This window comes from Bacillus sp. AL-1R (assembly GCF_052180195.1).
GTDB lineage: Bacteria > Bacillota > Bacilli > Bacillales > Bacillaceae_G > Gottfriedia.
Map to the genome: position 1 here is coordinate 3,911,244 of NZ_CP197469.1, position 12,691 is coordinate 3,923,934.

Consider the following 12,691-nt stretch of genomic DNA (forward strand, 5'->3'; position numbering starts at 1 on the left):
TTCTGAGATAAACTCTGTAACTAATATCTGGCTTCAACATTTAGTGCAGAGAATAATTGTGGATCAATTAGATGTATCTCATCGACTTCAGGCGAAGTTACTTTATCAAAACATAGTAAAGGAAAGAAAGAACAATGAGACAAACGATAGCAAATAAACTTAAGTACAAAGTGTTTTTTCGGAGAGTTAGTTCTATCAATCAAAATTTAGAGATGCAAGAATCCGCTGATACTATTTACAGAAAGAAATATATTCCCAGAGAGATATTAATAATGAATGAGAAAGCCGTATCAGCCAACAAACTGGATATTAATAATCGCCCACAAATGAAAAAACTTATCCAACTAATTGTTAGTGATCAGGTTGAAATTATCTATGCTTTTGACCGAACAAGATTGTTCCGTGACTTTTATGAATCAAATTTATTTGTTTCACTGTGTAAAAAGCATAATGTCAAGGTATTTTATACTTCAGCCGGGAATGGTAATCACCAATCTACCAATAGCACACTACTAGAAGGTGTGATGAACATCGTGAGTGATGTTGAAGGAAAAAACATTGCTAGAAGAACTGAAGAAGCAAGAAAAAGGTACCCTCCTAAAAAATTTGGTTACTTTAAAGAGAACAAGCAGTTTAAAAAATCACCTGAAAATAAGGATTTATTGCTAGAATTCTTTACAAAGATTAGGCAAATCACAACACACAAAGATTTAGAAATTACTTTAATGGAATTTAAGCGGAAACTAAAAAAAGATTCAAAAGTGTTACTAAAAATTGCAATGGATCCTTTTTACGCAGGATATGATCTAACCACTGGTAGGAATGAGCTTTTACACGTAGACCCTTACTTAACTTATGAGGAATTTAAATATTTTAAGGATAATAGCACCGTAATTTCAACTTATCTAGATATTGAAGAGTCTTTAAAAAATCAAGCTATCTGTGAGGTGAGTTGTGGTGTTTGTGAGAGGTCAATGAAATTTCATTTGAATGTCCCTGAAGTGAAAGCTTGGTATTCCTGTTCACATAAACATTCAAAAGTTTTAATATCGGCAGAAGATTTAATTCTTATAATCAATAAGTCACTTGAGAAGACAATTGAGAGCCTAAATACAGAAATTCTTCTGAAAGATTCAAGGCACTTCTTTCAACTAATTCGGAAAAATATTGATGGAGAATTAAAGTCACTAGAGGCACAAAAACATAATTTAATGGAAAAGACTATTTTTGAGATCGATGATATTAGTAAATGGAGAGACAATCCTGATTACATTGAATTAATCAAATTGGAAGAAATTCAAACGAATTTACTTAGTCAATTAGAAGTAAAAAAGCAACTTTTATTAGAAAATGAGAGCTTGGTAGACCTATTGAAAAATTATCTTCATAAATGCAGGCAATCTAATTCTCCTTTTCTACCATCAATGCTTATCAAAAAAGTATTTGTATATCCGAATGAGGTAAACATTGAGGTTAGTAAATTTGACTATCTCCACGATTTACAGTCTCATTATATTTTTAATGGAGGAGATTTCATATGAAAACAGCTTTTGCATATATTCGTCGCTCTTCATATAAGCAACAAAAAAATAACAGCGTTGAAATTCAGAAACAGCTTATTCAAGAATTCGCTAAACGTAATCAACTCTTTGTACCTGATGATCTTATTTACATAGAAGACGTTACAAGCGCATACTCCAAACAAGCATCAAAACGAAAACAATTGATGGAACTTGGTGAGAGAATGGTTGAAATGAATATACCAACCGTCATATTTCACGATATTTCCAGAATGGATCGAACGGGCTATTCATTTACGATTGACTTCTATCGACCATTATTAGAAGAATTGCCTGAACTTGAGGTCTACACAACAGAATCAAATAAACCAATTGATCCAGAAGATTCTAAAATCAAAATGTATTTCTTAATGTCTCAATACGAATCAGAAATAAAATCTGATCGAGCAGTATGTAATTTAATTGCCGACCTAGAAAACGAAGATTCGTTTAGGCCTGGCTCAAAAACACCTTTTGGATATAACCAAGTGAAAAAGCAGTTGGAACCGAACGATAATGCTGAGATTGTAAACTTCATATTTTTTCTTTCTAGTTGGGGAAAATCTTTACAAAAAATAGCAACAATTTTAAATGAGGCAGAAATCCCTTCACCTAAAGGTGGTGTATGGCGACCGAGCACAGTAGAAAACATAATAAAAAACCCAAAATCGTTACTACAAAGCAAATAATACCAATTACATTGTCATCCATTAATGAAATGAGCAAAGGTGTTGAACAAAACATCGAACTAAAGATTTGTCGCATACAAACTCTTGAAGCAAAGCTAAATTCAGCAAGAGACATCCAAGATAGAGAACTTGAAATAAAAATCCTTGAATTCATTCAACAACACAAAGATTCTATAAACGAATACTCGATTTGCAAAGAAAATTTAAGAACAGCGTATCATCTAGTAGACACTGGTCAGTTTTTTTCAAGGTTTAATGAAATCCTAGATCATCAATTGGGTCTAGATGAGCACAGATTAATTGTATTGTATTTTGTGGACTACCTAATGCTTTCTATGAACCGGGAGTCAAAATTATATTTTAAAACAAATATTTTCTCGGATCTGATTGATTTTGGATGAAGTACCGAATCCAATTAGATAAGGATTGGATAAAGTACCGAACATTAAGTTTATCAAAAACACCATTAACATAGTTCTATCACCAGAACCCCTTTAACTAGGGGTTTCATTTAAGGGATGTTCGGTACTTTATCCAGATTGGTATACCATTCCGGACGAATTACCGAAAAATTATTATTAGTATGGACGAAATACCGAAATTTATACATAGATTAAAAAGCAGTAAGGAGCTATGACAATGAATTTAATTTCAACTCAGATAAGACCTATGAATATGGTTAATACTATATATACAAACCCACCAACATCTCAATACTTAACTACTAATGGTGGTGATCGTGTTTTGAGATGTGCAGTATATGCTCGTGTCTCCACAGAGATGGATTCACAAAAAACATCTATTGATAATCAGAAGGATTTATTCCGTAATTACGTAGCCGAACATAATTGGAAAATTTACGATTTCTACCAGGATCAGAAATCTGGAACAAAAGAGAACAGACCCGATTTGAAAAGGCTAATTGAAGACGGTAAAGCAGGATTATATGATGTGATATTAGCTAAGGAACTTTCCAGATTAGCTCGTAACGGCAGATTATCATATGAGTTACGGGACATCTGCTTGCAAAATAATATTCATATTGTATGCCTAGATAATTCGATCAATACCATTACCGGGGACGTTCAAAAATTTGGATTGTACGCTTGGCTTTATGAAAACGAGTCAGAGAATAGTAGCCGAAGAAATAAAGCTGCCAAACGCACAAAAGCTAATAGAGGGTTATTTGTAGGTTCTAATCCACCTTATGGATACTATTCTGACAACGGTAAGCTAAAAATTCGTGAAGATAACACACCAGAAATTGTTAGACGAATCTTTGGAGAATACTTGGATGGAAAAGGAATGGATTCAATAGCAAAAAGATTCACAGCAGAAAAAGTTCCTACACCTTCACAAATTGCTAATAAGTCTAATGCATCACCTTTATGGCACGCTACTACTATTAAGAATATCTTAAACAATCAACATTACTGTGGTGACCTTGTTCAAAACAGAACAGAAACAATTTCAGTAACGACAACAAAACGAAAAACTCTTGATGTAGCCCAAGCTTCAATTCAAGAAAACACTCACGAGCCGATTATCTCAAAAGAGACTTTTCAAGCAGTTAAAAAAATGCTTCTAACCAGAACACGTACAAGTACTGCCCCAAAAAGCCATTTATTCACTAATGTATTGTTCTGTGAAAATTGCCAAAAAGGAATGTGGTACAAGGCAAATCAAAAAGGGTATAGATGCGGAGGTAATATTAAGTACGGTGATCCTTTCTGTTTAAATAGAGTTGTTATCCGTGAGAAAGAACTAAAACACATTATCCTAGAGGATCTACAGGCGTTATTCCATTCCATTCAAGATGATGAGTTTATACAGAGTTTACACAAAAGATTGGATCAAAAGAAGGTTTCGATTTCAAACGAACTAACAAAAATCAAAAATAAAGCAAATAAATTAAATTCTAGAAAGAGAGATTACCTTGATATGTACGCTGACCAAATTATATCTCGAGAAGAACTGGTTGAATATAGAAAGCAGATAGACCAGGAAGTAGCTGAACTCGAAACAGCCAAGATTGAGTATCAAGAAAAGCTTGAAGAGTGCGAAAGTGAGAACTATGCAATTGATTTAGGAAAAAAGCTTAAAGACGTTTCATTACTAGATGATTTAACTCATCAAATCTTGCACTCTTTGGTGAATAAAATAACCTGTAGCATTGAAGGTAATCTACGTATTCATTACAACTTTGTAAATCCTTTCGAAGAACAAGAATAGGCAACAACCACAAGGGTTAGTTGCCTTCTTTTAAAATGAGTTGCGAGATACACTCCACGTGCGCCGTATGCGGAAACATATCAACCGGCTGCAAATACTTCACATCATAACTCTTACTCAATACCTTCAAATCCCTAGCTAAAGTAGAAGGATTACAAGAAACATATACTAATTTCTTCGGTTTAATCTTTAATACAGTATTTAGAAACTCCTCATCACAACCAGTTCTCGGTGGATCCGTTATAATAACATCTGGTTTCCAGCCTTCTTGTAACCATTTTGGTAATACTTGTTCAGCTTTACCTGCTTCGTAATGAGTATTTGTAAAGCCATGGCTTAGGGCATTTGTTTTTGCATCGATGATTGCTTCTTTCGTTACGTCCATGCCTCGAACTTCTTTTGCGTCTTTTGCTAGCCATAGTCCGATTGTCCCTACACCACAATAAGCATCTACTACTTTTTCTGTTCCAGTCAGTGCCGCTGCTTTTTTGACTTCATCATATAGTTTAACTGTTTGTTCAGGATTTAATTGGAAAAACGCTCTTGCCGATAGTTCGAATGATAAGTCTCCAAGCTTTTCTTCAATTACTTCCTCACCAGATAAATACATAGTTTCACGACCAAAGATTACGGAAGTCATTTGATTATTAATGTTTTGCATTAAACTTGTAACTTCAGGCATTCTTTTTTTAATTTCACTGATTAGTTCATTTTTTTGAGGAAAATCTTTCGTTCCAGTTACTAGTACTAATTGGATTTGACCTGTACGTAAACCAACTCGTGCTACAATTGTTCGAATTACCCCTTTATTTTTTCGTTCATTATAAACAGGGATATTTAAACGCGTTAAAATTTTCTTCACTTTACCAGTAACTTTATTTAAATCCTCATGTTGGATTGGACAATGGCCAATATCGACAACATTATGAGAGTTTTGTGTATAGAGTCCAGCGATGATTTTATTTTTTTCTAGTCCAGCTTGAAGCTGACTTTTATTGCGATAATTCCAAGGGTTTTCCATACCAATTGTTTCTCTAATTGGTGTTTCTTCTAGTAATTCTTTCGCATACTTTTCCATTGCTTGGATAACAATGTCACGTTTGTATCGAAGCTGTCCTTCATAAGATGCATGCTGAATTTGGCAGCCACCACATTTTTCATAGATTTTACATGTCGGTTCTACGCGATCTGGTGATGCTTTTCGAATGCGTTGAATTTTCCCTTCAGCAAAACCGTTACGAACATTCGTTACCTCAGCGACGACTTCCTCACCAGGTAATGCTCCTTTTATGAAGACTACTTGTCTTTTGAAGTAACCGACGCCTTCACCATTTATCCCAATTCGTTTAATTGTTATTGGAAAGGATTGGCCTACTTCTAATTTATTTGTTAACTGATTACTCATATATACAACTCCATTATTCTATGCTCTTCCAAAGATAAAGGGCGGCGTAGCTTCCAAACGGAGAAACTTGCTCTTTTACATAGTCCATTATTTCTTTCGAAGGCTTTTCATCTAAATTTAAAAGCTTTTGAAGTGCGATTTGAATTCCAACATCACCAACCGGGAAAATATCTTTTCGACCTAGACCAAATAACAAGAAGTTTTCAACTGTCCAAGGACCGACTCCCTTTAGCTTGATTAACTCCTTAGCAATTTCCTCAGAAGATAATGTTCGATAATCTTGATGACTTAAAACTCCATCACTCCAAGCTTTAGCAATTCCAATCATATATTCAGCTTTTCTAGTACTAAGCTGCAAATCTCTTAACTCATCTATTGTTAAATTAGCAATTATTTCAGGAGATGGGAAAAACCACGAATTACCAATTCTCTCACCGTACATTCGAACGAATCGTTTTGTTACTTGGATGGCAAATGTACGCTGTATTTGTTGATGAATAATACATGTAATTAAACAAGCAAAAGGATCATTTGAAACGGTAATTGGCGTATGTCCAAAAAGGTCAATTAGAGGAGATAGTGTAGTTTGTCTTAAATGATGATGTAGCTCTTCAAATTCTGTTTGCCATTGCAAAATAGTAGCAACTTCTTCGAGAATTTTCTCTTTATTTTCATGTTCACTAACGACTTCAAACTGAACTGGAGCATCATTTATTTTCTTAACCTTTACAACTGCTTGATCCCCATCAATATAAAGTGGAATACTTAACCGCCCTTCAGCAGAATGCACTGTAAATGTTGGCTCATGCTCTAATCTCTTTAAAACTTCTTCCCATTGATATGGTGTTTCTAAAGCAACCTCTTCCTTCCACATTCACCCGTTCCTCCTTAATTACTCTGAAGTGTATTATAGCATAACAAGTACCTCTTAAGAAAATTTGTGAGAAACGCAAAAAACTAGAGAATGATCTCTAGTTAGTTGAGCAAAAAAGGATGATTATTTTCAGACTGATTGCGAGCGCTTGCCTTTCGAGGCGCGAAGCCTGGTGAGGAGCGGAGTTACCTTTGACGGTAATGAGCACCGCAGACAGGCGAAGCAACGAAGAAAGCGAGCGCTTGTCAACAGTCTGAAAACACAAAAAAAGCTTGGGGACTAGTCAAGCTTTCTTTTACACATTAAATTTTTAGGGAATGGGGAAACTTTCAAGTCCAATAGGTTTCAAAACTTACCAAATATCGCTACAACTATGATGATATTTGCTATACTTAAATGATAACGATTATCATTATCGAAGTCAAGTGTTGGATGAAAATAATATAAATCTTTTTTCTAACCTTTCTACTTTTCTTCTTCTTAAAATATCTCTATTCATAATTGGAAACAATACGAGTACGATACCTACTTACCATTCGTAAATTATGTTCCTTCGAAGACGCACTAGGTTATAATTTATGTTAAACTATTTAATTGAAAGTAGAGACTAGTGAGGTAAGACTATTATGGAAAAAGCCAAAGTTAGTGTAGTCGTTGTCGCACATAATCATGAAGATGTCTTAAAAGATTGCCTAAATAGTTTACAAGGTCAATCATTAACTGATATTGAAACGATTATAATCGACAACGGTTCAACTGATAAGAGTAAAGAAATAATTGAAAACTATTCAAATTCACATAAAAATATTCGCTTTATATCTTTAGAGCTAATGGCAAAAAACAAAGCACGTAACATTGGTTTACATGAAGCTACTGGAGAGTTTGTCGCATTTATCGATGCGGATGATCTTGTAAATTCTTCAGGCTATGAAAATTTATATAACAATGCGATTAAGAATCATGCTGATATTGCTTTAGGAAATATACAATTATTCAATGGTACAAGAAAATGGGAGCACCATGATTTAAAATCAATTATTAAAAAAGATCTTCCAACAGTACGCGAGTTTCATAAACATCCAGAACTTCTTTTAAATCCTTCTATTAAAAATATGTTGATTAAAAGAAGTTTATTAAACGACAATCATTTGCAATTTAATGAGCAATTAACAGAACAACAAGATTTATTATTTACTCAACAATCTTTTATTTGTTCGACTAAAGTTTTCGTAACTTCAGATATCGTAGTAAAAGTGAGAGATTTAACAAACAGTGATGTCATTAAACAAACTAGTACGTTAGAATTTTTTGATAACCTTCTTGTTACTCAAACTGAATTAATAAACTATTATAATCTGAAAGACATTACCTCTCATTACTCGCATGTTGAGAAAAAATTATGGGATTATTATTTAACGTCTTTACTGACGAAGGCATATTATTTCCCTATTGAACAATATAATGATCTTTTAAAGATTTCATCAGATTTTGCTAAAAACTTATCTGAAAATCTAATGGAAAATAATACTTCAAAAATTAGTAAAGTATTTTATACTATTTTTCTAAATCAAAATCCTGAAGAATTTCATTTATTGATGACTTTATTATCAGATCGCACCTTACAAAAAGGAGCAGTGATAATAGAAGGAAAATATTATCATTATTTTGCAAAATATTTTCCGAAATATAAAGAATACCTGGAAATTAAGGAATTTAACTTACATCAAAAAATTGAAATCCTTTCGTTACGTGGTGACCGATTGCAAGTTGGTGGCTTTGCATTTATCGAGGAAATGAATAATGAAGATTCGATTAAAGAATTACAGTTTAAAAACAAATCCAATGGTCAAGTCATTAAAGTAACACTTGAAACACTTGAACGTTCTGATTTGTCCTATCTTTTCTCAAAAAATAGCATTAATTATAATGATGGTGGTTATAAAACAACTACACTTGAGCTAAGTAAAATATTACCTGATGGCGATTATGAAGTGTTTATTTCAGTAAAAGTTGGAAATATTTCATTAAAAAAACCACTTCATATTTTCTATTTCTCAACAAAGGCAAATTCAAAACCTGCAACAACTAAAACACATAGTATCGTACCTTATTTTCCAAAGAAAAATTTACACATTCGAATCAAAAAAACAGGCTTACTTGGAAAATTAAAAACAAAAATCCAAAAAACATTCCGTGATCTCACTTATGAATTTGGGTTACTGATCCTAAGAAGAGAATGGAAGTCATTCCTTATTTTTTACCTTTACCGTTTAACCCAGAGATATTATCGAAATAAGCATATTTGGTTAATTGGGGAAAGAAAAGATACGGCACAAGATAATTCATACCATTTATTCAAGTACATTCAGGAAAATAAAATTAGAGATAACTGTTACTATTTGATTGATAAAAAAGCAAAGGATTACGAATATATAAAGGAATTCGGAAACATTGTTCAATATGGTAGCCTAAAACATACACTCTACTTATTAACTTGTGAGAAAACAATTAATGCTTATTCAGAGCGTGCTAACATGTACACACATGAGTACTTACAAGTGTTAAAATGTCACCCTGAGTGGCAGCAAAATCAAAAGATCCTTATCCAACATGGCGTTATTGGAGTTAGTCGAGTAAATCATGTACTGAATAAAAATCGAATGGGCTATTCATTATTTATCGTTTCATCTGATTTTGAAAAAGATCATATTGTTAACGAATTCGGTTATGCGGAAAATGAAGTGGCTGTTACTGGATTGGCTAGATGGGATGCGCTTGAAAATACAGGAAATGGCAAAACCATTTTGATCATGCCAACTTGGCGAAACTGGAATAAAAGTACTCAGCAATTAATGAACTCTGAATACTTTAATCGTTATTTATCTTTACTAAGTAATCCAGAGTTGCACCAAATGCTAGAAAAAAATGATTTAAATATCATATTCTATCCTCACTACCAGACACAAATTTATATGAAGGATGTTCCAGATTTCCACGATCGGATTAAAGTAATTCGTCAGGGCGAAGAGACTGTTCAATCTCTATTAAAAAGATCTGATTTACTAATTACTGATTACTCGACAGTTTCATTTGATTTTTCATATATGGAAAAACCAGTTATTTTCTATCAGTTTGATTATAAGCGATTTTACTATGAGCATTACAATCAAGGACCAATTACACAGGACTTACTTTTTGGGGAAGTCGTAACTGAAGAAGAGCAAGTTCTTAACGGAATAAAGAAATTCGCTAATAAAGATAAACAATTCCTAGAAAATACTGTTGATAATCCTTTTGTCATCAAAACACCTAAGCAACATGCTAGATTAAACTATGAAGCAATCGCAAACCGTTAAAAAAGCTAATGATTAAAGTAGTTAATGCAACTACTTAATCATTAGCTTTTTATTTTTTGGGAAAATAGAAGTTCGGATCAAATCCACTTCTTTCCATCATTAAATCATCTAAGCTTTTAAAATGATATCCTCGTTTATGTAAGCCAGTAATAATCGCATCCATCGCTTCTGCATTATCCTTCGAAACAGTATGCATTAATATAATAGCTCCAGGATGAATCATTTTCATGACATTATCATAAGCATATTTCCAACCTCTTTGTTGATCAACCTTCCAATCAACATATGCCAATGACCAGAAAATATTATCATACCCTTGTTTATTCACTAGTTGTAAAGTACGTTCGCTAAAAACACCTCTTGCTGGTCTGAAATATTTCATATCTGTTCGGCCAGTCAATTCCTGGTATGCCATTTTAACTTGTTCCAATTCCTCAATAATCTTTTGATCACTGATTGTAGTCATATCAGGATGACTCCATGAATGGTTTCCGACTATGTGCCCCTCATTAACCATTCGTTTCACTAATTCAGGATTTTCCTTAATGTAATGACCGGTTATAAAAAAAGTCCCATGAACACCATGCTTCTTTAGAACATCCAAAAACTTTGGTGTAAAACCATTTTCATACCCATTATCAAACGTTAAATAAACATCTTTCTTTGTAGGATCCCCTAAATAAACTGATCTTGTATTTGATAACAATTTATTAAGTTGCGCACCGGCATCAGGTGGCACCTCATTATTCGCACGAACAATCCCCCAGCCGTGTGGCGTATTACTATAAGCAAAAGTTGTACTAGGAAATACTAAGAAGAAAGTAAGAATATATACAATAATTCTCTTCAATTTATTCACCTCACTTAAAAATAGTATCTGTAAATAAATTAGAAATATGAATAGAATTGGAGCGTACTTTTAATATTTTTAAAAAACAAAAAAGCAATGCCATAAAGATGACATTGCATTTCAAACTAAATTAATTAAAATACTTTCTCAGCCATAGTAGCTAATTTCTCAAGTGAACTCTTATCTACATCTTTATGCAATGAATTACCATGGGAATCCATTGTTACAACTGCTTTGAAGTTTTCAACTTGTAAGTGCCACATAGCTTCAGGAATACCGAACTCTAGGTAGTTTACGTCTTTTACTTCTTTAATACATTGTGAGTAGTATTGTGCTGCTCCACCAATTGCATTTAAATAAACGCCGCCGTGTTCTTCTAGAGCTTTTAATGTTTTTGCACCCATTCCGCCTTTACCGATTACAGCGCGAATGCCGAATTTTTTCATGATATCGCCTTGGTATGGCTCCTCACGAATACTTGTCGTTGGACCAGCTGCTTTAATATGATATTTACCTTCTTCATCTTTTAACACTACAGGTCCACAGTGGTAAATAATTTGTCCATTTAAATCGACTGGACAATCGTGGTCTTTTAAATGATGGTGGATTGCGTCGCGTCCTGTATACATCATTCCACTAATTGAAACAACGTCCCCAACCTTTAATTCACGAATCTGTTCTTCTGTAATTGGAGCTACTAATTTCACTTCACGTGGAGCTTCAGTTGTTTCTTTCGTTTCATTTGTAAAGCTAATTTCTTCGCCTTCACGATATAGCCATTCTGAAATTTCACCAGTTTCAGGATTGATTTTCATTCCTAAACGGCGGAATGCCCAGCAGTTATACGCAACTGATACGAAGAAACTTGCAGGAAGACGGTTCATTACACCGATTTTACAGCCAAGTAGAGTTGTTTCCCCACCAAAGCCCATTGTTCCTACGCCAAGCTTGTTCGCATTTTCCATAATGTAATCTTCCATTGCTTTAAGCTCTGGAATTGGACTTTCATCATCAGTTAAACGGAATAATTGATCTTTCGCAAGTTCATAACCGCTAGTACGGTCACCACCAATACCTACTCCGATGAAGCCTGCGCTACAGCCTTGTCCTTGTGCTTGGTATACGCTGTGTAAAATACATTTACGGATTCCATCTAAATCACGACCTGCTTTTCCAAGTCCTTCAAGTTCGCAAGGTAAGCTGTATTGAATGTTTTTATTTTCACATCCGCCACCTTTTAAGATTAGGCGAATATCGATATAGTCACTCTCGTGTTGCTCAAATTTAACAACAGGAGTACCTGGTCCTAAGTTATTTCCGCTATTTTTACCAAATAAAGAATCTACAGAGTTAGAACGAAGCTTTCCATCTTTTGTAGCTTGTTCAATTGCAGCATAAATTGCTTCTTTTATCACAAGTTGGTTTACTCCAACTGGCGTTTTCACTTTAAATGTTGGCATACCAGTATCTTGGCAAATTGGTGAAACATCGCCTTCAGCCATCATAATATTGTTTGTAATCGTTTCCAATGCGATGGCACTTCTTGTACCTGCCGTTTCACTTGCTTTAGCTTGTCTGATTGCTTTACGTACGTCTTTTGGTAAATTTGTTGATGTTTCAACAATTAATTGATAAATACTTTCCTGGATGTGTTGCATTCATGCTCCCCCTTAAAACCCTTTATAAAAATACTGAATGTTCCCCTCTTCATTATAATACAATTTTT

The 12,691-nt window shown here is 33.9% G+C and carries 8 protein-coding genes; 4 read left to right on the plus strand and 4 right to left on the minus strand.

Features of this window, described 5'->3' with window-relative positions; genetic code table 11:
* Window positions 1–134: 134 nt before the first annotated feature.
* From ACSBO6_RS18775 to ACSBO6_RS18785, 3 genes are all read left to right on the plus strand, one after another.
* A complete protein-coding gene (locus ACSBO6_RS18775; protein WP_498843823.1) occupies window positions 135–1,541 on the plus strand; it encodes a recombinase family protein in 1,407 nt (468 codons plus the stop codon).
* Entirely contained in the window at window positions 1,538–2,248 is a 711-nt protein-coding gene (locus tag ACSBO6_RS18780; RefSeq protein ID WP_498843824.1) for a recombinase family protein, read from the plus strand. Before ACSBO6_RS18775 ends, ACSBO6_RS18780 begins: the two co-directional genes overlap by 4 nt.
* A 675-nt stretch (window positions 2,249–2,923) precedes the next feature.
* Window positions 2,924–4,480, plus strand: a complete 1,557-nt coding sequence (locus tag ACSBO6_RS18785) for a recombinase family protein (RefSeq protein WP_498843825.1) — start codon at window positions 2,924–2,926, stop codon at window positions 4,478–4,480.
* Between the two features lie 16 nt (window positions 4,481–4,496).
* Here the strand turns inward: ACSBO6_RS18785 and rlmD are convergent, their stop codons facing one another.
* Window positions 4,497–5,885, minus strand: coding sequence for a 23S rRNA (uracil(1939)-C(5))-methyltransferase RlmD (gene rlmD / locus ACSBO6_RS18790; RefSeq protein ID WP_498843826.1), 1,389 nt, complete (start codon window positions 5,883–5,885; stop codon window positions 4,497–4,499).
* A 13-nt stretch (window positions 5,886–5,898) separates the two neighbouring features.
* Window positions 5,899–6,759 (minus strand): DNA-3-methyladenine glycosylase family protein, encoded by an 861-nt coding sequence (locus tag ACSBO6_RS18795; RefSeq protein WP_498843827.1) that lies wholly within the window; start codon window positions 6,757–6,759, stop codon window positions 5,899–5,901.
* Between the two features lie 626 nt (window positions 6,760–7,385).
* Between ACSBO6_RS18795 and ACSBO6_RS18800 the strand changes: the two genes are divergently transcribed.
* Window positions 7,386–10,115 carry a bifunctional glycosyltransferase/CDP-glycerol:glycerophosphate glycerophosphotransferase gene (locus ACSBO6_RS18800; RefSeq protein ID WP_498843828.1) on the plus strand — a complete coding sequence of 910 codons (2,730 nt, stop codon included), beginning with the start codon at window positions 7,386–7,388 and terminating at the stop codon, window positions 10,113–10,115.
* 49 nt (window positions 10,116–10,164) lie between these two features.
* Here the strand turns inward: ACSBO6_RS18800 and pdaA are convergent, their stop codons facing one another.
* Both pdaA and ACSBO6_RS18810 read right to left on the minus strand, forming a co-directional pair.
* Window positions 10,165–10,956 carry a delta-lactam-biosynthetic de-N-acetylase gene (gene pdaA / locus ACSBO6_RS18805; RefSeq protein WP_498844683.1) on the minus strand — a complete coding sequence of 264 codons (792 nt, stop codon included), beginning with the start codon at window positions 10,954–10,956 and terminating at the stop codon, window positions 10,165–10,167.
* 143 nt (window positions 10,957–11,099) lie between these two features.
* Window positions 11,100–12,623: a fumarate hydratase gene (locus tag ACSBO6_RS18810; RefSeq protein ID WP_498843829.1), complete on the minus strand. Its 1,524-nt coding sequence runs from the start codon at window positions 12,621–12,623 to the stop codon at window positions 11,100–11,102.
* Window positions 12,624–12,691: the final 68 nt, after the last annotated feature.

Bases quoted from the DNA above. Each gene is read 5' to 3' on its own strand.
- ACSBO6_RS18775 (WP_498843823.1), top strand. From the start codon at position 135: ATGAGACAAACGATAGCAAATAAACTTAAGTACAAAGTGTTTTTTCGG.
- ACSBO6_RS18780 (WP_498843824.1), top strand. From the start codon at position 1,538: ATGAAAACAGCTTTTGCATATATTCGTCGCTCTTCATATAAGCAACAA.
- ACSBO6_RS18785 (WP_498843825.1), top strand. From the start codon at position 2,924: ATGGTTAATACTATATATACAAACCCACCAACATCTCAATACTTAACT.
- rlmD (WP_498843826.1), bottom strand. From the start codon at position 5,885: ATGAGTAATCAGTTAACAAATAAATTAGAAGTAGGCCAATCCTTTCCA.
- ACSBO6_RS18795 (WP_498843827.1), bottom strand. From the start codon at position 6,759: ATGTGGAAGGAAGAGGTTGCTTTAGAAACACCATATCAATGGGAAGAA.
- ACSBO6_RS18800 (WP_498843828.1), top strand. From the start codon at position 7,386: ATGGAAAAAGCCAAAGTTAGTGTAGTCGTTGTCGCACATAATCATGAA.
- ACSBO6_RS18810 (WP_498843829.1), bottom strand. From the start codon at position 12,623: ATGCAACACATCCAGGAAAGTATTTATCAATTAATTGTTGAAACATCA.